The sequence below is a fragment of the Streptomyces mutomycini genome (assembly GCF_001700505.1).
Lineage (GTDB): Bacteria > Actinomycetota > Actinomycetes > Streptomycetales > Streptomycetaceae > Streptomyces > Streptomyces mutomycini.
Window position 1 is genome coordinate 1 of the sequence record NZ_MAPV01000097.1, and the last position, 19995, is coordinate 19995.

The window sequence follows — 19995 nt, forward strand, 5'->3', positions numbered from 1 at the left end:
CGGGTAGTTGGCCGCCAGCACGTCGTTCTTGGTCAGGGCGTTGAACAGGGTCGACTTGCCGACATTCGGCAGACCGACGATTCCGATCGTGAGCGACACTTTGGCGACTTCCTGGAGTGAGGAGAGGGGCTGCGCGGGCGGGCCCGTGGGTGGGCCGATTCTCCAGTTTACGGGCGGGGCCGGGCGGTCCGTCACGGGTGCGGGGCACGGGCCGGTCAGGGGCCGAACGGTGCTGTTTCGGCCGTGTGGGATCGAACGCAACGCCAAGGTAGGCCAAAGCGCGTGTCCAACGCCCGAAAGAGTGCACCCGGCGACCTAGGTTGTCGGGGTGGAGCAGCACAGGACACGTACCCCGCAGCGCAGGCAGCCCTCGCAGGCTCAGCCCGCTCCGTCCGGCGGTCTCGGCGAGGTCCCGGCCGGCGGTCCGGTGTCGGTGGCGGTCGCCCCGGCCCCGGCGACGGCCCCGGGGCGCGGTTCCCGGCCCGGCGGTGTCCCGCCCGTGGTCCTGGCGCTGCGCAGATTCCCCAACCCGCGGCTCACCGGCATCGGCGCAGGGCTCTTCGCGACCCTGACCATGTTCCTGCTGGCGTGTGCCGACCGGCTGCTGCTCGGTGGTTCGGAGGTCGTGTACGGGGTGCTGTTCCTGCCCGTCAGCGCCCTGACCGCGCTCTGGGTACGGCCCGCCGACCTGGTGACCGCCCCGATCATCGTGCCCATCGCCTTCGCGGTCGGCGTGATCCCCGTGGCCGGGGGCACGGGCGGCTTCGGCGGTCAGGCGATGGCCGTCGTGACGGCGCTGGCCGTCCACGCCGGCTGGCTGTACGGGGGCACGCTCGTCGCCGGTCTCATCGCCACGGTGCGGAAGGTCCGGCAGATGCGGGAGCGGCAGCGTCACCTGGTCAGGGCCGACCGGGCTGCCCGCCGCCCCCGCGCGTAGGACCTACTTGCCCGCGGCTGCCATGGCCGCACCGACGATGCCCGCGTTGTTCTGCAGTTCGGCGGGGACGATCTCGGCCCGTACGTGTTCGATGAGCGGCAGGAACTTCTCCGCCTTGCGGCTGACGCCCCCGCCGATGATGAAGAGCTCGGGTGAGAACAGCATCTCCACGTGGACCAGGTACTTCTGCACCCGGTGCGCCCAGTGGCTCCAGCTCAGGTCCTCGTCCTCCTTGGCCTTCGTGGAGGCGCGCTTCTCCGCGTCGTGGCCGTGCAGCTCCAGGTGGCCGAGCTCGGTGTTGGGGACCAGATGCCCGTCGGTGAAGAGAGCGCTGCCGATGCCCGTACCGAGGGTCAGCAGGATCACCGTGCCCTTGCGGTCGCGGCCCGCGCCGAAGGTCATCTCGGCGACACCGGCCGCGTCGGCGTCGTTGAGGATCGTGACGGGCTGCCCGATACGGTCGCTGAGCAGCGCGCGGGCGTCCGTGTCGATCCAGCCCTTGTCCACATTCGCCGCGGTCCTGGTGATGCCGCCGGTGACGACTCCGGGGAACGTGATGCCGACCGGCCCCTGCCAGTCGAAATGGCCGACGACCTCGGCCACACCGTCGGCCACGCTGTCGGGCGTGGCCGGGTGGGGTGTCAGTACCTTGTGGCGCTCCTGCGCCAGCTCTCCGCGGTCCAGGTCCACGGGCGCGCCCTTGATCCCTGAACCGCCGATATCCACACCGAAGATCTCCATGTGATCCACGGTACGGGCAGGTGGCGCGGATCACTCCCCGGAGGGGTGATCCGGCGGTGTGCGCCCGGTTCACCCACCGGGGAGCGGGCGCACCGGTGTCACTCCGCGGAGAGCGCGGCGGCCTCGGCGCGCAGGTCGCGCCGGAGCTCCTTGGGCAGCGAGAAGGTGATCGACTCGTCGGCCGTCTTCACCGTCTCCACGTCCGCGTAACCCCGCTCGCCCAGCCACTCCAGCACCCCGTCGACCAGGACGTCGGGCACCGAGGCGCCCGAGGTGAGGCCGACCGTGGTGACGCCCTCCAGCCATGCCTCGTCGATCTCGTCGGCGAAGTCCACCAGGTGGGCGGCCCGGGCGCCCGCGTCCAGGGCGACCTCGACCATGCGGATCGAGTTGGAGGAGTTCTTCGAGCCGACGACGATGACCAGCTCGGCGTCCTCGGCCAGTTTCTTCACCGCGACCTGGCGGTTCTGCGTGGCGTAGCAGATGTCGTCGCTCGGCGGGGAGAGGAGGTTCGGGAACTTGTTCTTGAGGGCGCCGACCGTCTCCATCGTCTCGTCCACGGAGAGCGTGGTCTGGGAGAGCCAGACGACCTTCGACTCGTCGCGGACCTCGACGTTTTCGACGTCGTCGGGGCCGTCGACCAGCGTGATGTGGTCGGGGGCCTCACCGCTCGTGCCGATGACCTCCTCGTGGCCCTCGTGGCCGATCAGGAGGATGTCGTAGTCCTCCTTGGCGTAGCGGACGGCTTCCTTGTGGACCTTGGTGACCAGCGGGCAGGTCGCGTCGATCGTCGCGAGCTTGCGCTCGGCGGCCTCCGCGTGGACCGTCGGGGCGACGCCGTGCGCGGAGAACATCACGATGGAGCCCTCGGGTACCTCCGCGGTCACGTCGACGAAGATCGCGCCCTTCTTCTCGAGCGTTTGCACGACGTACTTGTTGTGCACGATCTCGTGACGGACGTAGATCGGGGCACCGTACTGCTCCAGGGCCTTCTCGACGGCGATCACGGCGCGGTCCACGCCCGCGCAGTAGCCACGGGGCGCGGCGAGCAGGACACGGCGGGCAGGAGTTGCAGTCATGCGTCCCATCGTAAGGCCGTACCGAACAGGCGCCGGATCGGCGGGGTCGGGAGACTGATGCGTACGCAACCCAGTGACGGAGGCTTCATGGCGGGCAGCGGCAGCAGCGCGGACGAGGGGAGGCTGCGGCGCACACTCGGGTTCCGGGACCTGGTGGTCTACGGGCTGCTGTTCATCGCCCCCATGGCCCCGGTCGGCGTGTTCGGCACACTGGACGCCAAGTCCGACGGGGCCGTGGCGCTGGTGTATCTGGTGGCGACGGTGGTGATGGCCTTCACGGCGTTCAGCTACGCCCAGATGGTCCACGTCGCCCCGCTCGCCGGATCGGTCTTCGCGTACGCCCGCAAGGGGCTCGGGGAGGGGCCGGGATTCGTCGCCGGCTGGATGGCGATGCTCGACTACCTGCTCATCCCCGCCGTCGCCTACCTCTTCTCCGGGATCGCGATGAACGCCCTGGTCCCCGAGGTGTCGCGGTGGGTGTGGACGGCGATCGCGGTCGTGGTGACGACCCTGCTCAACCTCTGGGGCGTACGGGCCGCGGCCCGGGTCGGTTTCGCGGTGCTCGCCATGGAGATCGTGGTGCTGCTGGTGTTCGTCGTCTCGGCCGTGGTGGTACTGGCCAGGGACGGGGCCCAGCGCGGCTGGCTGACGCCGCTCACCGGGGACACCGCGTTCTCGACGACCGCGGTGCTGGGGGCGGTGTCCGTCGCCGTGCTGTCCTACCTGGGCTTCGACGCGATCGCCTCGTTCGCGGAGGAGGTGACGGGGGGTTCGGCGAAGGTGGCGAGGGCCGTGCTCTTCTGTCTGCTGCTCGCCGGGGTGCTGTTCGTGGTCCAGTCGTATCTGGCGGCCCTGCTGCAACCGGTGAGTTCGGCGGAGCTCGCGGCGGATCCGGTGAAGCAGGGGTCCGCGTTCTACGACGCGGTGGACGCCTCCGTCGGCACCTGGCTGCACGACCTGGTGGCCGTCAGCAAGGCGATCGGGGCGGCCTTCGCGGCGCTGGCCGGGCAGGCGGCGGCCGGGCGGCTGGTGTTCGCGATGGGCCGGGAGGGACGGCTGCCGTCGTTCCTCTCCCGGGTGGACGGCGGATCGGGGGTGCCGCGCGTCGCGATCTCGTGCGCCGCGGTCGTGACGCTCGTGGCGGCGGTGTGGGCGGCCCGGCGCGACGACGGGCTCGACCACCTGGTGTCGGTGGTGAACGTCGGCGCGCTCACCGCGTTCGTGCTGCTGCACGCGTCGGTGGTCGGCTGGTTCGCCGTACGCCGGATGGAGGGGACGCCGAGCTGGTGGCGGCATGTCGTGGTGCCGGTGGTGGGCGCGGGCGTGCTGGTCGCCGTGATCCTGGAGGCGACGGCGACCGCCCAGCTGGTGGGCGTGTGCTGGCTGGGGATCGGTCTGGTCGTGCTCGCGCTCCAGTGGGGGCGGCGGGCCGCCTGATTGTCGGCACCGGCCGATACGCTCGCCCGTATGGCTCTCACTACGTCCCCGGAAGCCCCGCTGCCCGTCGGCGACGTGTCTCGGCTGATCGGCGGGTGGATCGACCGGCTCGGCGCGGTCTGGGTGGAGGGGCAGATCACCCAGCTGTCGCGGCGGCCCGGTGCGGGTGTGGTGTTCCTGACGCTGCGCGACCCGTCGCACGACATCTCGGTGAGCGTGACCTGCTTCCGGCAGGTCTTCGACCGGATCGCCGATGTGGTGACGGAGGGCGCGCGGGTCGTCGTCCTCGCCAAGCCCGAGTGGTACGCCCCTCGCGGTCAGCTGTCCCTGCGGGCCACGGAGATACGGCCGGTGGGCATCGGTGAGCTGCTGGTGCGGCTGGAGCAGCTGAAGAAGTCGCTGGCCGCCGAGGGGCTCTTCGCGCTGGACCGTAAGAAGCCGCTGCCCTTCCTGCCGCAGCTGATCGGCCTGGTCTCCGGGCGGGCGTCGGCGGCCGAGCGCGATGTGCTGGAGAACGCCAGGCGGCGCTGGCCCGCGGTGCGCTTCGAGGTGCGCAACACCGCGGTGCAGGGCGTGCACGCCGTGAACCAGGTGGTGCAGGCGGTCCAGGAGCTGGACGGGCTGCCGGAGGTCGACGTGATCGTCGTCGCGCGTGGCGGTGGCAGCGTCGAGGATCTGCTGCCGTTCTCCGACGAGGCGCTGATCCGCGCGGTGGCCGCGTGCCGCACGCCGGTGGTCTCCGCCATCGGGCACGAGCCGGACTCGCCGCTGCTCGACCTGGTGGCCGATCTCCGGGCGTCGACGCCGACGGACGCGGCGAAGAAGGTCGTGCCGGACGTGGGTGAGGAGCTCGACCGCGTCCAGCAGCTCCGGGACCGGGCGCTGCGGACCCTGCGCGGGCTGATCGACCGGGAGGAGCGAGGTCTGGCGCACGCGCTGGGCAGGTCCTCCATGGAGCGGCCGCAGCGGATGGTGGACGAGCGGGAGGCGGAGATCGAGGCGCTGGCCGGGCGCGGCCGCAGGGTGCTCGGGCACCTGCTGGACCGTGCGGACTCCGAGCTCGCGCACACCCGGGCCAGGGTCGTGGCGCTGTCGCCCGCCGCGACGCTGGAGCGGGGGTACGCGGTGCTGCAGCGGCCGGACGGCCATGTGGTGCGCTCTCCCGCGGACGCCGGTGAGCCGGGCGGGGAGCTGCGGGCGCGGGTCTCCGAGGGCGAGTTCACCGTACGGGTCGCGGAGTGAGCGCCGGGGATTGTCGGAGCCCGCGCATAGGGTGGTCGGCATGACGGACGACGGGACGACGACGGCTGCCGCGACGGGCACGCTCGGGTACGAGCAGGCGCGGGACGAGCTGATCGAGGTCGTACGCCGCCTGGAGGCGGGCGGCACGACGCTGGAGGAGTCGCTTGCCCTGTGGGAGCGCGGCGAGGAGCTGGCGAAGGTCTGCCGGCACTGGCTGGAGGGCGCGCGGGCCCGGCTGGACGCGGCGCTGGCGCGGCCGGAGGAGCCCTCGGAGGCGGACGGCTCCGCGGACTGAGGGGCAGGCGCGGGCGCTTCGAGCCCGTCGCCCGGGCGGTGGATGGCTACGCCGTGGTCACTCCGCGCAGGATCACGGCACGAGGGCGCGCTGCGCGATGGCTCACCACACGATGGGTCACTGTGCCGTGGATCACTCCGATCCGATTTAGTTGAACTTTAATCTATTCTTCGGCTACGGTGCTCATACAGCTCGACAGCTCCCACCCCGTAACCGTCGGAAGGTAACGCCCCAGATGTCCCTCGTTCTTGACCCCGCCGCCCAGGACCTCCTCTTCCGCGAGGCCCGCACTGCGAACACGTTCACCGACGAGCCGGTGACCGACGAGCAGGTCCAGGCGATCTACGACCTGGTCAAGTACGGCCCCACCGCCTTCAACCAGTCGCCGCTGCGCGTCGTCCTGGTCCGCTCGGCCGAGGGCCGCGAGCGCCTGGTGAAGCACATGGCCGAGGGCAACCGCCCCAAGACCGCGACCGCCCCGCTGGTCGCGCTCCTCGTCGCGGACCACGAGTTCCACGAGGAACTCCCGGCGCTCCTGCCGCACTTCCCGCAGGCCAAGGACGCGTTCTTCTCCGAGCGCCCGGTCCGCGAGCAGTCCTCCGCGCTGAACGCCGCGCTGCAGGCCGCCTACTTCATCATCGGCGTCCGCGCCGCCGGGCTGGCCGCCGGCCCGATGACCGGCTTCGACGCCACGGGCATCGAGAAGGAGTTCCTGGACGGCGACCACAAGCTGCTCATGGCCGTCAACATCGGTAAGCCGGGCGAGGACGCCTGGTTCCCGCGCCTGCCGCGCCTGTCCTACGACGAGGTCGTCACGACCGTCTGAGCTCCCCCTCCCGGAACCTGCACAGGAGCCCCGCGACGCCGAGCGTCGCGGGGCTCCTGTCGTTCTTTCCGCCAGGGGGCCCGGGCGGGCCCACGCCCCGTCAGGAAGCGGCGGGTGCGCCGGACGCGGTGTCGGCGGGGGCCGTCTTCAGAGCGGCGGCCATCTCCGCCAGCCGCTCCGCCGGGGCCGAGCCGGTGACCACCGTCGTCACACCCTCGGCGTGCAGCACCAGCGCGTCGTACTTCGGCCCCTTCCAGATCTCCCAGGCCCGACCGGACACCTCGCGCGTGCGCCCGGTGTTCTCGGCGTCCTGACTGACCTCGGGCACGTACTTCTTCGCAGGGGTCGTCGACTGCTCCACGGCGACGTACCGGTCGTCCGGGTCGAGGTAACCGAGGTGCCAGCCCGCACCGTTCTGCCCCTGGTAGGAGACGGAGGTCGGCCTCCAGCCCTCCGCCAGCCCGGCCGGGGCCGCCACCGGGTACGGCGCGGCCCGGCGGGCCGTCGCGAGCTCCACCCGGTAGTCGACCGCCTTGATCGGGTCGGCCTTGTCGTCGTGCGGGATGAAGATGTAGACGACGCCCGCCACTGCGGTGATCGCGAGCATCGACAGGATCATGTCCCGGACGGTCTGCTTGCCTCGCTTGCTTGCCACGGACTCAATGGTGGCATGGGCGCGCGGACGACCGGTCGGCGGGCGTCCGCTCATACGTGACCCGCCCTGCTCATTTTATCGACCTACCGATAGAGTCACAGCACCCTCTTTTCCGGTCGTCGTCGTACAGAAAGGTGCGCTCCGATGTCCGAGCATCATCTGCCGTCCCCGCTCGAGGTCTCCCCGGAGGCCCCCGACCGCAACCTGGCCCTGGAGCTGGTGCGGGTCACCGAGGCCGCCGCCATGGCCGCCGGGCGCTGGGTCGGCCGCGGCGACAAGATCGGCGCCGACGGCGCCGCGGTGAACGCCATGCGTACGCTCGTCTCCACCGTGTCGATGAACGGTGTCGTCGTCATCGGTGAGGGCGAGAAGGACGAAGCCCCCATGCTCTTCAACGGCGAGCACGTCGGCGACGGAACCGGAGCCGAGGTCGACATCGCCGTCGACCCGATCGACGGCACCACGCTCAACGCCAAGGGCATGCCCAACGCGATCGCGGTGCTGGCCGCCGCGGACCGCGGCACGATGTTCGACCCGTCCGCGGTGTTCTACATGGACAAGCTGGTCACCGGCCCCGAGGCCGCCGACTTCGTCGACATCAACGCGCCCGTGTCCGTGAACATCCGGCGCGTCGCGAAGGCCAAGAACTCCGCCCCCGAGGACGTCACCGTCGTCATCCTGGACCGTCCCCGGCACGAGGGCATCGTGCGGGAGATCCGGGAGACGGGTGCCCGGATCAAGTTCATCTCCGACGGCGACGTGGCCGGGTCGATCATGGCGGCCCGGGAGGGGACCGGCGTCGACCTGCTCATGGGGATCGGCGGCACCCCCGAGGGCATCATCTCGGCCTGCGCCATAAAGTGCCTCGGCGGTGTCATCCAGGGCAAGCTCTGGCCCAAGGACGAGGCCGAGCGGCAGCGCGCGCTGGACGCCGGCCACGACCTGGACCGGGTGCTGTCGACGGACGACCTCGTCAGCGGCGACAACGTGTTCTTCGTCGCCACCGGGATCACCGACGGTGAGCTACTGCGCGGTGTGCGGTACCGCGCGGAGACGGCCAGCACGGAGTCCCTGGTGATGCGGTCCAAGTCGGGCACGATCCGCAGGATCGACTCGACGCACCGGCTCTCGAAGCTGCGCGCCTACAGCGCGATCGACTTCGACCGCGCCAAGTAGCGCCGGAATCACGGAGACGGGGACCGCTGCGCACGGGCGGCCCCCGGTCCGTCCGGGCGCGGCTCAGCCCGCTGCGGCTATGCGCCCCGCCTGGGACGCCGTCTTGAGCTCCATGTCGCGCCTGCGGCGCCGGGCGAGCGCCACGCGACGCTCGGCGGCGGTGAGGCCGCCCCACACCCCGTAGGGCTCGGGCTGTACGAGTGCGTGCTCCCGGCACTCCACCATCACCGGGCACCTCCCGCAGACCTGTTTCGCGGCGTCCTCACGGGACAGCCGGGCAGCAGTCGGCTCCTTCGACGGGGCGAAGAACAGTCCGGCTTCGTCCCGGCGGCACACCGCCTCCGAGTGCCAGGGCCCCGCCTGGTCCTCCCGCACGGGCGTGCGCTGGGACGGTACGGCGGCGACCTGCAGGGGCTGATGCGGCATGTGCAGCACGGTCCACTCCTGACGACGGCTTCGGGCTTCGCGAGAGAGCGAGAGGCGATGCAGCTGTCCCTACCCGCTGTGCGCACGCCTAAGCACTGCGTGGCACCGTCGTGAGCCCGCCGCGAAGGCGTCCTGCCGGCGGCTGGCCGGAATCCGCCGTGGAGCGGCCGGCGGGTCTCAGTGCCCGAGGTGTTTGCGCAACTGCCGGTGGAGGTTGGCGATGAGCTTGCCACGCTTGGGTTTCGCCTCGACGTGGCCGAACACGGAATAGCCGTTCACCACGACCACCGGTGCCTCCGGGTCTGCGGATTCCAGTGTGTCGACCTCGAAATTGCCGAAAACGCCTGTTCCGCTGCCGCGCAGCGAGATGTTCTCGGGAACCTTGATCTCGACGCTGCCGAAGATGGACGTCGCGTTGACGACGGTCAGGCGCTGGCCGAACAGCGCCTCGGTCAGGTCGATCTCGATACTGCCGAACAACGCGAAGGCGTTCGTGCGGCCGCCGACGCGCCAACGGCCCCTGCGGGTGGAGCTGCTGAAGACCGCCACCAGATTCTCGGCGGGCCCGGCCGCCCCCTCGGGGCCGTACCCGTAGGAAGGGTCGGGCTGCCGGGCGGTGCCGCCCGGCACGGGCAGGTCCTGGACCAGCGGCTCGAGTTCGCCGACCGTCTTGGCCCGGTAGACCAGGTCGATTCGCTCGGCGTGCTCCTCGGCGGTCAGCCGGCCCTCGGCCACCGCGTCCCGCAGGATGTCCGCGGTCCGGTCGCGGTCCGCGTCGGAGGCGCGGAGTCCGGCGGGCGCGGGACCGGCCGGAGCGTCGGGCTGCTGGGGCTGCTTTTCGAGGTCCACCGGCCAAGCGTACCGAAACGCGATAGATCGCGACCAGTGCCTCACCGGCCTCGCTCGCAATCCGGCCTACGGATCCAGCGGCCCGGGTGAGCCTTACCTCACAGGCCCGGCACGCGCCGGGGGTCCTACCCTGGTGGATGCGCTGCCCAAGGAGGCCAGCCGCTGTCGCCGAGTGAGGAATGGCCGTAATGCCAGAGTTTGCGTACTCCGATCTGCTCCCCCTGGGAGAGGACACCACGCCGTACCGGCTGGTGACCGCCGAGGGCGTCTCGACCTTCGAGGCCGACGGCCGTACGTTTCTCAAGGTGGCTCCGGAAGCCCTGCGCACCCTCGCGGCCGAGGCCATGCACGACATCTCGCACTATCTGCGGCCCGCCCACCTGGCGCAGCTGCGCCGCATCGTGGACGACCCCGAGGCCTCGTCCAACGACAAGTTCGTCGCACTGGACCTCCTGAAGAACGCGAACATCGCCGCCGCGGGTGTCCTGCCGATGTGCCAGGACACCGGTACGGCGATCGTCATGGGCAAGCGCGGCCAGAACGTGCTCACCGAGGGCGGTGACGAGGAGGCCCTGTCGCACGGCATCTTCGACGCGTACACCGAGCTCAACCTGCGCTACTCCCAGATGGCCCCGCTGACCATGTGGGACGAGAAGAACACCGGCTCGAACCTCCCGGCCCAGATCGAGCTGTACGCGACGGACGGCGGCGCCTACAAGTTCCTCTTCATGGCGAAGGGCGGCGGCTCGGCCAACAAGTCGTTCCTCTACCAGGAGACGAAGGCCGTCCTCAACGAGGCCTCCATGATGAAGTTCCTGGAGGAGAAGATCCGTTCGCTCGGCACGGCGGCCTGCCCGCCCTACCACCTGGCGATCGTCGTCGGCGGCACGTCGGCCGAGTTCGCGCTGAAGACCGCGAAGTACGCCTCGGCGCACTACCTGGACGAGCTGCCGGCCGAGGGGTCCCCGACCGGTCACGGCTTCCGCGACAAGGACCTGGAGCAGAAGGTCTTCGAGCTGACGCAGAAGATCGGCATCGGCGCACAGTTCGGCGGCAAGTACTTCTGCCACGACGTGCGCGTCGTCCGCCTCCCCCGGCACGGCGCCTCGCTGCCCGTCGCGATCGCCGTGTCCTGCTCGGCCGACCGCCAGGCCACCGCGAAGATCACCGCCGAGGGCGTCTTCCTGGAGCAGCTCGAGAAGGACCCGGCGCGCTTCCTTCCGGACACCACGGACGAGCACCTGGACGAGTCCGACGTGGTGGAGATCGACCTGCGCCGGCCGATGGACGAGATCCTCGCCGAGCTGACCAAGTACCCGGTCAAGACACGGCTCTCGCTGACCGGTCCGCTGGTCGTGGCGCGGGACATCGCGCACGCCAAGATCAAGGAGCGGCTCGACGCGGGCGAGGAGATGCCGCAGTACCTCAAGGACCACCCGGTGTACTACGCGGGCCCGGCGAAGACCCCGGAGGGCTACGCCTCCGGTTCCTTCGGGCCCACGACGGCCGGCCGCATGGACAGTTACGTCGCGCAGTTCCAGGCGGCGGGCGGCTCCAAGGTGATGCTCGCCAAGGGCAACAGGTCCAAGCAGGTCACGGACGCGTGCGACGCCCACGGCGGCTTCTACCTCGGCTCGATCGGCGGCCCCGCCGCGCGCCTCGCGCAGGACTGCATCAAGAAGGTCGAGGTCGTCGAGTACGAGGAGCTCGGCATGGAGGCGGTCTGGCGCATCGAGGTCGAGGACTTCCCCGCGTTCGTCGTGGTCGACGACAAGGGCAACGACTTCTTCACCGAGCCCGCCCCGGCACCGACCTTCACCAGCATTCCGGTCCGCGGCCCCGGGCTCGGCTGACCCCGCTCATGCCGAAGGGGCGCACCCGGCCGGGTGCGCCCCTTCGGCATGAGCCGCGCCGGTGTGCGCGTGAACGTCGCGGCCGGCCGTGATCCGTCCGTCGGTCCGGGGCAGGACCCTGGCGGGGGAATACGGCGGGCGCGGCCCGTGCTCGCTCCAGCAGGAGGTTTTGACACCATGGACGGATCGGCCGAGGAAACGACGTACCGCGTCGAGCACGACTCGATGGGCGAGGTGAGGGTGCCCGCGCACGCCAAGTGGCGGGCCCAGACGCAGCGCGCGGTGGAGAACTTCCCCATCTCCGGGCAGCGGCTGGAGCGGGCCCACATCGAGGCACTGGCCCGGATCAAGGCCGCGGCGGCCAAGGTCAACGCCGAGTTGGAGGTGCTGGATCCGGACATCGCCGAGGCGATCCAGGAGGCCGCCGCCGAGGTGGCGGCGGGGCGCTGGGACGAGCACTTCCCCGTAGACGTGTTCCAGACGGGCTCCGGTACGTCGTCCAACATGAACACCAACGAGGTCGTGGCGACGCTGGCCACCGAGCGCCTCGGGCTCCAGGTCCACCCCAACGACCACGTCAACGCCTCCCAGTCGTCGAACGACGTGTTCCCGTCCTCCGTCCACATCGCCGCGACCGCGGCCGTCACCGCCGACCTGATCCCGGCGCTCGAACACCTGGCCGCCTCCCTGGAGCGGAAATCAGCCGAATTCGCGGAGGTCGTGAAGTCGGGCCGTACGCATCTGATGGACGCCACCCCCGTCACCCTGGGCCAGGAGTTCGGCGGCTACGCGGCGCAGATCCGCCACGGCGTCGAACGGCTGCACTCCTCGCTCCCCCGTCTCGCCGAACTCCCCCTCGGCGGCACGGCGGTGGGCACCGGGATCAACACCCCGCCCGGCTTCTCCGCCGCCGTGATCGCGGAGGTCGCCCGCACGACCGGTCTGCCGCTCACCGAGGCGCGGAACCACTTCGAGGCACAGGGCGCCAGGGACGGGCTCGTCGAGGCCTCGGGCCAGCTCCGTACGGTCGCCGTGTCGCTCACCAAGATCTCCAACGACCTGCGCTGGATGGCCTCCGGCCCCCGTACCGGTCTGGCCGAGATCAGCCTGCCGGACCTGCAGCCGGGGTCGTCGATCATGCCCGGGAAGGTCAATCCGGTCATCCCGGAGGCCGTGCTGATGGTCGCGGCCCAGGTGACGGGCAACGACGCCACGGTCGCCGCCGCCGGAGCGGCCGGCAACTTCGAGCTGAACGTCATGCTCCCGGTGATCGGGAAGAACCTGCTGGAGTCGGTGCGGCTCCTCGCCAACGCGTCCCGGCTGCTCGCCGACCGCACGGTCGACGGCATCACGGCCCATGTGGAGCGGGCGCGGCAGTACGCGGAGTCCTCGCCGTCGGTCGTGACCCCGCTGAACAAGTACATCGGCTACGAGGAGTCGGCGAAGGTCGCCAAGAAGTCCCTGGCCGAGGGCACCACGATCCGGGAGACCGTACTGGCCGGGGGCTACGTCGAGCGCGGCGACCTGACGCGGGAGCAGCTCGACGAGGCCCTCGACGTGTTGCGTATGACCCGGCCTTGACGCGTAACGCACCACGGCGGCGGGCACCTCTCTAAGATCTCTCCATGACAGCCACGGAAGCGGGTACGGGAGCAGGCACCGGGGCGGGTGCGGGGGACGGCGTGCGCTGGTCGCCGGGGGACCTGATCCTCTGGCGCTACCGGGACAACGGAGCGCCCGGTGCAGGCGGCGGCTCGGTTCACATCTGCCGGCCGGTCACCGTCGTCCAGGACACCGACGAACTGCTGGCGGTGTGGATGGCGTCCGGCACCGAGTGCGTGAAGCCGGTCCTCGCCGACGGCACCCAGGTGCACGCCGAGCCGCTCGCCACCCGCTACACACGGCCCCGCACGACGGTGCGCTCACGGTGGTTCGGCTCGGGCGTGCTGAAGCTCGCCCGGCCGGGCGACCCCTGGTCGGTCTGGCTGTTCTGGGACCGCGGCTGGCTCTTCCGCAACTGGTACGTCAACCTGGAGGAGCCCCGCTCACGCTGGTCGGGCGGGGTCGATTCGCAGGACCACTTCCTCGACATCTCGGTGCGTCCCGACCACAGCTGGGAGTGGCTCGACGAGGACGAGTTCGCGCAGGCGCAGCGGGTCGGACTGATGGACGAGGCCACCGCCCGACAGGTTCGCGAGGCGGGTCTGGCGGCCGTCGAGGTGATCCGGCGCTGGGGCGCGCCGTTCAGCGACGGATGGGAGCACTGGCGGCCCGACCCCCGGTGGAAGGTCCCGCCGCTGCCCGATGACTGGGACCGCACCCCCGCCCCCACGCCGTCGTGAGACCCTTGATGCACCCCAGGGGGGCAACCGTAGGATCGCCTCCGTGAACCGCTCCGCCGGACCGATGCGCCACAACCGGCGTGACCGGCCAGGGGCCTGACCAACAGTCACCGAAAGCATCGCATGAGTCACACGGTCCACGAAGCCGGGTGAGCCGTGCGGTCGCATGAACCACTACGAGGGGTGGAGACGTGCCCGCTGTCCGCCGGCCGGCCACCGGAAGGTCCCATACCGGCCCCTTTGGCGGGCGCACGGTTTCGGCCCCGTTTCCCAGGGCAAGCGGTGACAGCCGTTGTTCTCACCGCTCTTGCCGGGGCACAGTGGCGCAGCCCCCCGAGGTGACTGTGTTCGCCTCATACAACCGGCCCGGACGGACGGAATCCCACGCGTGACGGAGCATCCCACCTCCCACGAAGGCCGGCAGCCTCTCGCCGCCCGACCGCAGGAACGCGCCCGGCCCCGGCAGCAGGAGGCCCCACCGGCCGCCGCTGCCACCGCCGCGATCCCCGGCCCCACTCCGGTGCCGGAGACGGCGAAGGGCCCGGCGCCCGGCGCGGACGCACCCGTCGCCGACACCCAGACGGTCAGCCGCCGCGAGGGGGACCGGCTGCGCTTCGTCGGCGCCGCGACCCGCCGGATCGCGCGGGGCATAGACCTGGACGAGATCGTGCTCGGCCTGTGCCGGGCGAGCGTCCCCACCTTCTCCGACGCCATACTCGTCTACCTCCGCGACCCGCTCCCGGTGGGCGACGAACGGCCCGTCAACCCCTTCGTGCTGCGGCTGCGGCGTACCGACAGGCTGCGTACGGCCGACGAGGAGAGCGAGAGCGGGCCGGAGGGCGAGCGGCTGCGGCTGCCCGTCACCGACCCGCAGGCCGGGCTGCTGCCCGCCGCCGATCTCTGCGAGATCCGGGCGGGCGGCGCGCTCGACGAGGTCCTGCGCGGGGTGCGGCCCGTCTTCGGGGACTCCGCCGCGGCCCGCGTCGCCCTGCCCGAACTGCTGGGGCCCGGCCGGACCGTGCCGACGGGGCACCGCGCGATCCTGGCTCCGCTGCGCGGCCGCCGCCGGGTGATCGGCGCCGCCGTCTTCCTGCGCGGCAGGACCGTCCGCCGTTCGAGGCGAACGACCTCCTGGTCGCCGCCCAGCTGGCCACGCACACCGCGCTCGGCATCGACAAGGCCGTGCTGTACGGCCGTGAGGCGTACATCGCCGACGAGCTCCAGCGCACGATGCTGCCCGACTCCCTGCCCCAGCCCACGGGCGTACGCCTGGCGTCGCGCTACCTCCCGGCCGCCGAGACCGCCCGGGTCGGCGGGGACTGGTACGACGCGATCCCGCTGCCGGGCAGCAGGGTCGCCCTGGTCGTCGGCGACGTGATGGGCCACTCCATGACGTCCGCGGCGATCATGGGCCAGCTGCGGACCACCGCGCAGACCCTGGCCGGCCTCGACCTGCCTCCGCAGGAGGTCCTGCACCACCTGGACGAGCAGGCGCAGCGGCTCGGCAGCGACCGCATGGCGACCTGCTTGTACGCGGTGTACGACCCCGTCGCCCACCGCATCACCATCGCCAACGCGGGCCACCCGCCGCCCGTGCTGCTCCACCTCGGCGGCCGGGCCGAGGTGCTGCGGGTCCCGCCGGGTGCGCCGATCGGGGTCGGCGGGGTCGACTTCGAGGCCGTCGAGCTGGACGCCCCGGCCGGGGCGACACTCCTGCTGTACACGGACGGCCTGGTGGAGTCCCGGATACGGGACGTCTGGACGGGCATCGAGATCCTGCGGGAGCGGCTCGCCGCCACAGCCCAGCTGACCGGGCCGGACCACTCGCCGCCCCTGGAAGCGCTCTGCGACGACGTACTGGACATGCTCGGCCCGGGTGACCGGGACGACGACATCGCCCTGCTGGCCGCCCGGTTCGACGGGATCGCGCCGAGCGACGTCGCGTACTGGTCCCTGGAGCCGGAGGACGCGGCACCCGGCCGGGCCCGCAGGCTGGCCCGCAGGGCGCTGAGCCGGTGGGGCCTGGACGACCTCTCGGACGAGCTGGAGCTGCTGGTCAGCGAGGTGGTCACCAACGCCGTGCGCTACGCCGAGCGGCCGGTGACCCTGCGACTGCTGCGTACGGACATCCTGCGCTGCGAGGTCGGCGACGACTCCCCGCAGCTGCCCCGGCAGCGGCGTGCCCGGGAGACGGACGAGGGCGGACGCGGGCTGTTCCTGGTCAACCGGCTGGCCCGGCGGTGGGGAGCGACCCGGCTGTCGACGGGCAAGGTGGTCTGGTTCGAGATGGCGACCCCCTGAGGGCCCGGACCTGAGAACGTGTGAGGGGCGGGTGCCGGCCGGCACCCGCCCCTCACACGTCGCTACTGCCCCAGCAGGTCCTCGCCGCCCGGCCGTTCACCCGGCGGCTGGTCCCCGTTCCCGGGCTCCTTCGTGGCGCTGGGAGACCCGCTCGGCGTCCCGGAAGGCGTCTCGCTCGGTATCCAGGTCGGCGACGGCTCCTCGCTGGGGGTCTCGCTCGGCGTCTCACTGGGTGTCTCACTGGGCGTCTCGGACGGGGTCTCGGTCGCCTCAGGGGTCTCGGACGGGGTGGCGGAAGGGGCCTCGGTGACGGCCGTCTCGCCGCGTTCGACACCCTGCAGGTCGAAGGTGGCGCCGGAGCCGCCCCCGAGCGCGCCCAGGGTGTAGTCCGCCCAGATCCTGGCGGGGAATCCGCCGCCGTTGGCCCGGCCGGAGTTGGCCGTGCCGGTGAGGCTGACCTGCGTGCCGCCCTGGGGTGACTCGCCGAAGAGAGCCACGGCCGTGGAGAGTTCCGGGGTGTAGCCCGTGAACCAGGCCGCCTTGTTGTTCTCCGACGTACCCGTCTTGCCCGCCGCGTCGTAGGCGGAGGTGTTGGCCTCGCGGCCGGAGCCGACGTCGACGACCTCGGTCAGCGCCTTCGTCACGGTGTCCGCGGACGCCCGGCTGATCACCTGGGCGCCCACGCCGTCGACGGGCTCCATGGTGCGGTCACGGTGCACGGCGGACTTCACGATGGTCGGGGTGACCTTCCTGCCGTGGTTGTCGAGCGTGGCGTACACCCCGGCCATGTCCCATGTGGAGGCGTTCATGGTCCCCAGGGTCAGCGAGGGCGTCGCGGGGAAGCCCTTGTCCGGCACGCCCAGGGCGAGCGCGGTCTTCTTCACGGCGCTCGGGGTGACGTCCACGACCATCTGCGCGAAGACCGCGTTGATCGACTTGTCCATGGCCGTCCGGACGGTCGGGCTGTCGTAGCTGATGTCGTCCTCGTTCTGCGGGGCGAACGGGATGTCGCTGCCGACGACCGGGCGCTTGCTGGTGCCGTCGTAGACCGTGTTGAGGCCGATCAGGTCGCCGTCCTGGGTCTTCGCCCCGTTCTCCAGCGCGGACGCTAGGACCAGCGGCTTGAAGGTGGAGGCCGGCTGGTAGTCCTGGCGGGTCGCGTTGGATATGTAGTGCTCGGTCGCGCCGACCCCGCCGTACAGCGCGACGACCTTGCCGGTCTTCGGGTCCACCGAGGTGGCACCGGCCTGGACGGTCGCGTCGACCTTGCTGTTCTTCCGGTCGAGCTGGTTCTCCAGCTCCCGGTCGACGGACTTCTCCAGCTGCTTCTGCTTCTTCTTGTCGATGTTGAGCGTGACCGTCCAGCCGCCGGCCTGTCGCATCTCCTCGGTGACGCCCTGCCGCTCCATCTCCTCGTTCGCCGCCTCGACGAGGTAGCCGGTCTGGCCGTCCATGCCGGGGGCGGCCTTGGGGGCGTCCGGGACGGGGAAGGTCATCTTGTCCCGCTCGGCCTGGTCGAGCCAGCCCTCGTCGACCATGTTGTCCAGCGTGTAGGCCCAGCGTTCCTTGACCAGCTTCTTGCCGGACGGCGAGGCCACCGCCCAGTCGTACTGGCTCGGAGCCTGGAGCAGGGCCGCGAGATAGGCGCCCTGGGACGTGTCGAGATCCTTGGCGTCGACGCCGTAGTAGGCCTGTGCGGCCGCCTGGATACCGCTCGCACCACGCCCGTAGTACACGGTGTTGATGTAGCCGGCGAGGATGTCGTCCTTCTTGGTGCTCTGGTCGACCTTGAGCGAGATCACCAGCTCCTTGAGCTTGCGGGTGACCGTCTGCTCCTGCGTGAGGTAGTAGTTCTTCACGTACTGCTGGGTGATCGTCGAGCCGCCCTGCTTGCCCTTGCCGGAGAGCGTGTTGACCAGGCCGCGCGCGGTGCCCTTCAGGTCGACGCCCTGGTCACGGTAGAAGGACTTGTTCTCGGCGGCGACGAAGGCGTGCTGGACCTTCTTCGGTACGACGCCGAGGTCGACGATCTCCCGGTTGACGTCGGAGTTGCTCCGGGCCAGGAGCGTGCCGTCGCTGTACTTGTAGACGTTGCTCTGCTTCCGCGCCTGGGCGTTGGCCTCGGGCACGTCGACGTACACGTAGAGAGCCGCGAAGGCGCCCATTCCCAGCAGGCAGAGTCCGAAGAACGTGCCCAGAATCTTGCGCCAGGTGAAGAGCCGGCGTATGCCGCCGCTCCCGGCCCGGCGCGCATCGCGCCCCTGGGCTCGCCGCGCATCCGCTCGACCCATCGCTGTGGTGCTCCTGTTCTTCGGCTCGTACGACTCCGGTCAGACCTGCCAGCTAACACTGCGAGCACGGACAAATGGCAAGCGATCCGGTCTTTTCCGGGCGTGAGAATCAGCACCCGGTCCCGAAGGAACCGACTCGCGAGGGGTGCACAAGGTTGCGACAGGCGTTAATGTGTAATCACATTGCTAGCGCGGCGCTATGCCGCACGAAACGGGGGACGCATGTCCGCACCGCACGACCTTCCCGCCACGCCCGGCCCGGGCGCCGACCTGATGCCGGACGCTCCCGAGATGCCCGCACCCCAGGTCAGGGAGATCACCGCGCACTCCATCCCCGGCGGGCTCGGCCTGCTCCTGACGGTCTTCGGAGTGTTCCTCGGCGTGGCCCTGTGCATCGTCGGGGGCGTGCTCGGCTCCAACGGCCACAACGGCGCGGGCATCCCGCTCTTCGTCCTCGGACTGCTCCTCACCATCGCCTCCTTCTTCTGCATGAGCGGTGTGAAGATGGTCGCTCCGGGCGAGGCCCGGGTCATCCAGCTCTTCGGCCGCTACGTCGGCACGATCCGCGCGGACGGCCTGCGCTGGATCAACCCGCTGACCTCCAGCCGCAAGATCTCCACCCGGGTCCGCAACCACGAGACGGCCGTCCTGAAGGTCAACGACGCCTACGGCAACCCCATCGAGCTCGCGGCGATCGTCGTCTGGAAGGTCGAGGACACCGCGCAGGCGCTCTTCGAGGTGGACGACTTCCTGGAGTTCGTCGCCACCCAGACCGAGGCGGCCGTCCGGCACATCGCAATCGAGTACCCGTACGACGCCCACGAGGAGGGCGGGCTCTCCCTGCGCGGCAACGCCGAGGAGATCACCGAGAAGCTCGCGGCCGAGCTCACGGCGCGGGTCCAGGCGGCGGGCGTACGCATCATCGAGTCCCGCTTCAGCCACCTCGCGTACGCTCCCGAGATCGCCTCCGCGATGCTCCAGCGGCAGCAGGCGGGGGCGGTCGTCGCCGCCCGCCAGCAGATCGTCGAGGGCGCGGTCGGCATGGTCGAGATGGCGCTGACCCGGATCGCGGAGCAGGACATCGTCGAGCTCGACTCCGAGCGCAAGGCGGCCATGGTCAGCAACCTGATGGTGGTGCTGTGCGGCGACCGTGCGGCGCAGCCGGTCCTGAACACTGGCACGCTCTACCAGTGACCGACGACGCGCCCCCTCCCCCCGGCCGGCCCGCCCGGCGCGGCCCCGCCCGCAAGCAGATGCTGCTGCGGCTGGATCCCGCGGTGCATGACGCGCTGGCCCGGTGGGCCTCGGACGAGCTGCGCAGCGCGAACGCGCAGATCGAGTTCCTGCTGCGGCGGGCCCTGGCGGAGGCGGGCCGTCTCCCGGGCGGCGCAGCCCCGATCCCCCGCCGGGGCCGGCCCCCGAAGACGGCGCCGCCGGAGGGGCCGGAAACGGCGGAGTGACCCCGGGCGGGGCTTGACCGTACTCAAGCCGGACGGGCCGGCCGGGCCCCCTGAGCCACTCGGCGCAGCCCCAGCACGGCAAGCC

The 19995-nt window shown here is 71.1% G+C and carries 18 protein-coding genes and 1 pseudogene; 12 read left to right on the forward strand and 7 right to left on the reverse strand.

What is annotated here, in order from left to right; all coding sequences use genetic code 11:
* The coding region (locus BFF76_RS32325) for a GTPase (protein ID WP_141695605.1) at window positions 1-99 on the reverse strand (99 nt) is incomplete at its 3' end.
* A gap of 229 nt (window positions 100-328) precedes the next feature.
* On the opposite strand from BFF76_RS32325, the gene BFF76_RS15205 reads away from it, so the two are divergent.
* Window positions 329-937, forward strand: coding sequence for a DUF6542 domain-containing protein (locus tag BFF76_RS15205; protein WP_065848431.1), 609 nt, complete (start codon window positions 329-331; stop codon window positions 935-937).
* Window positions 938-940: 3 nt separating this feature from the next.
* Here the strand turns inward: BFF76_RS15205 and ppgK are convergent, their stop codons facing one another.
* Window positions 941-1678 (reverse strand): polyphosphate--glucose phosphotransferase, encoded by a 738-nt coding sequence (gene ppgK, locus BFF76_RS15210; RefSeq protein WP_053930386.1) that lies wholly within the window; start codon window positions 1676-1678, stop codon window positions 941-943.
* A 98-nt stretch (window positions 1679-1776) separates the two neighbouring features.
* Window positions 1777-2766 (reverse strand): 4-hydroxy-3-methylbut-2-enyl diphosphate reductase, encoded by a 990-nt coding sequence (locus BFF76_RS15215; RefSeq protein ID WP_199831573.1) that lies wholly within the window; start codon window positions 2764-2766, stop codon window positions 1777-1779.
* 78 nt (window positions 2767-2844) lie between these two features.
* Here BFF76_RS15215 and BFF76_RS15220 point away from each other — a divergent pair, with 78 nt between their 5' ends.
* The 4 genes from BFF76_RS15220 to BFF76_RS15235 all read left to right on the forward strand — a co-directional run bounded on the left by BFF76_RS15220 (window position 2845) and on the right by BFF76_RS15235 (window position 6557).
* On the forward strand, window positions 2845-4194 hold the full coding sequence (locus BFF76_RS15220; RefSeq protein WP_053930385.1) for an APC family permease: 1350 nt from the start codon (window positions 2845-2847) through the stop codon (window positions 4192-4194).
* A 30-nt stretch (window positions 4195-4224) separates the two neighbouring features.
* Complete coding sequence (gene xseA, locus BFF76_RS15225) at window positions 4225-5436, forward strand: exodeoxyribonuclease VII large subunit (RefSeq protein WP_031091710.1); 1212 nt, start codon at window positions 4225-4227, stop codon at window positions 5434-5436.
* 40 nt (window positions 5437-5476) lie between these two features.
* Window positions 5477-5731, forward strand: coding sequence for an exodeoxyribonuclease VII small subunit (locus BFF76_RS15230; RefSeq protein ID WP_065848437.1), 255 nt, complete (start codon window positions 5477-5479; stop codon window positions 5729-5731).
* 235 nt (window positions 5732-5966) lie between these two features.
* Window positions 5967-6557, forward strand: coding sequence for a malonic semialdehyde reductase (locus tag BFF76_RS15235; RefSeq protein ID WP_031091712.1), 591 nt, complete (start codon window positions 5967-5969; stop codon window positions 6555-6557).
* Between the two features lie 100 nt (window positions 6558-6657).
* Here the strand turns inward: BFF76_RS15235 and BFF76_RS15240 are convergent, their stop codons facing one another.
* Complete coding sequence (locus BFF76_RS15240; protein ID WP_053930384.1) at window positions 6658-7212, reverse strand: DUF4245 domain-containing protein; 555 nt, start codon at window positions 7210-7212, stop codon at window positions 6658-6660.
* A gap of 144 nt (window positions 7213-7356) precedes the next feature.
* Here BFF76_RS15240 and glpX point away from each other — a divergent pair, with 144 nt between their 5' ends.
* Window positions 7357-8388, forward strand: coding sequence for a class II fructose-bisphosphatase (gene glpX / locus BFF76_RS15245; RefSeq protein ID WP_065848432.1), 1032 nt, complete (start codon window positions 7357-7359; stop codon window positions 8386-8388).
* Window positions 8389-8451: 63 nt separating this feature from the next.
* On the opposite strand, the gene BFF76_RS15250 is transcribed toward glpX, so the two are convergent.
* Both BFF76_RS15250 and BFF76_RS15255 read right to left on the reverse strand, forming a co-directional pair.
* Window positions 8452-8823, reverse strand: coding sequence for a WhiB family transcriptional regulator (locus BFF76_RS15250; protein WP_053930382.1), 372 nt, complete (start codon window positions 8821-8823; stop codon window positions 8452-8454).
* Window positions 8824-8991: 168 nt separating this feature from the next.
* Window positions 8992-9663 carry a DUF1707 SHOCT-like domain-containing protein gene (locus BFF76_RS15255; protein WP_031091715.1) on the reverse strand — a complete coding sequence of 224 codons (672 nt, stop codon included), beginning with the start codon at window positions 9661-9663 and terminating at the stop codon, window positions 8992-8994.
* Window positions 9664-9851: 188 nt separating this feature from the next.
* Between BFF76_RS15255 and BFF76_RS15260 the strand changes: the two genes are divergently transcribed.
* From BFF76_RS15260 to BFF76_RS15275, 4 genes and pseudogenes are all read left to right on the forward strand, one after another.
* Window positions 9852-11516, forward strand: a complete 1665-nt coding sequence (locus BFF76_RS15260; RefSeq protein ID WP_031091716.1) for a fumarate hydratase — start codon at window positions 9852-9854, stop codon at window positions 11514-11516.
* 177 nt (window positions 11517-11693) lie between these two features.
* Window positions 11694-13097, forward strand: coding sequence for a class II fumarate hydratase (locus tag BFF76_RS15265; RefSeq protein ID WP_065848433.1), 1404 nt, complete (start codon window positions 11694-11696; stop codon window positions 13095-13097).
* A 44-nt stretch (window positions 13098-13141) separates the two neighbouring features.
* A complete protein-coding gene (fomD, locus tag BFF76_RS15270; RefSeq protein ID WP_031091718.1) occupies window positions 13142-13858 on the forward strand; it encodes a cytidylyl-2-hydroxypropylphosphonate hydrolase in 717 nt (238 codons plus the stop codon).
* Window positions 13859-14246: 388 nt separating this feature from the next.
* Window positions 14247-16159 (forward strand): annotated as a pseudogene (locus BFF76_RS15275) (SpoIIE family protein phosphatase).
* A gap of 62 nt (window positions 16160-16221) precedes the next feature.
* Here the strand turns inward: BFF76_RS15275 and BFF76_RS15280 are convergent.
* Window positions 16222-18450, reverse strand: a complete 2229-nt coding sequence (locus tag BFF76_RS15280) for a transglycosylase domain-containing protein (RefSeq protein ID WP_065848434.1) — start codon at window positions 18448-18450, stop codon at window positions 16222-16224.
* Between the two features lie 222 nt (window positions 18451-18672).
* On the opposite strand from BFF76_RS15280, the gene BFF76_RS15285 reads away from it, so the two are divergent.
* Window positions 18673-19644 carry an SPFH domain-containing protein gene (locus BFF76_RS15285; protein ID WP_065848435.1) on the forward strand — a complete coding sequence of 324 codons (972 nt, stop codon included), beginning with the start codon at window positions 18673-18675 and terminating at the stop codon, window positions 19642-19644.
* Window positions 19641-19910 carry a type II toxin-antitoxin system antitoxin gene (locus BFF76_RS15290; protein ID WP_031091723.1) on the forward strand — a complete coding sequence of 90 codons (270 nt, stop codon included), beginning with the start codon at window positions 19641-19643 and terminating at the stop codon, window positions 19908-19910. Before BFF76_RS15285 ends, BFF76_RS15290 begins: the two co-directional genes overlap by 4 nt.
* Window positions 19911-19995: the final 85 nt, after the last annotated feature.

Excerpts from the sequence above, each read along its gene's own strand:
- glpX (WP_065848432.1), top strand. The coding sequence starts at position 7,357 with ATGTCCGAGCATCATCTGCCGTCCCCGCTCGAGGTCTCCCCGGAGGCC.
- BFF76_RS15260 (WP_031091716.1), top strand. The coding sequence starts at position 9,852 with ATGCCAGAGTTTGCGTACTCCGATCTGCTCCCCCTGGGAGAGGACACC.
- BFF76_RS15230 (WP_065848437.1), top strand. The coding sequence starts at position 5,477 with ATGACGGACGACGGGACGACGACGGCTGCCGCGACGGGCACGCTCGGG.
- BFF76_RS15235 (WP_031091712.1), top strand. The coding sequence starts at position 5,967 with ATGTCCCTCGTTCTTGACCCCGCCGCCCAGGACCTCCTCTTCCGCGAG.
- BFF76_RS15265 (WP_065848433.1), top strand. The coding sequence starts at position 11,694 with ATGGACGGATCGGCCGAGGAAACGACGTACCGCGTCGAGCACGACTCG.
- BFF76_RS15285 (WP_065848435.1), top strand. The coding sequence starts at position 18,673 with ATGTCCGCACCGCACGACCTTCCCGCCACGCCCGGCCCGGGCGCCGAC.
- BFF76_RS15215 (WP_199831573.1), bottom strand. The coding sequence starts at position 2,766 with ATGGGACGCATGACTGCAACTCCTGCCCGCCGTGTCCTGCTCGCCGCG.
- fomD (WP_031091718.1), top strand. The coding sequence starts at position 13,142 with ATGACAGCCACGGAAGCGGGTACGGGAGCAGGCACCGGGGCGGGTGCG.
- ppgK (WP_053930386.1), bottom strand. The coding sequence starts at position 1,678 with ATGGAGATCTTCGGTGTGGATATCGGCGGTTCAGGGATCAAGGGCGCG.
- BFF76_RS15220 (WP_053930385.1), top strand. The coding sequence starts at position 2,845 with ATGGCGGGCAGCGGCAGCAGCGCGGACGAGGGGAGGCTGCGGCGCACA.
- xseA (WP_031091710.1), top strand. The coding sequence starts at position 4,225 with ATGGCTCTCACTACGTCCCCGGAAGCCCCGCTGCCCGTCGGCGACGTG.
- BFF76_RS15280 (WP_065848434.1), bottom strand. The coding sequence starts at position 18,450 with ATGGGTCGAGCGGATGCGCGGCGAGCCCAGGGGCGCGATGCGCGCCGG.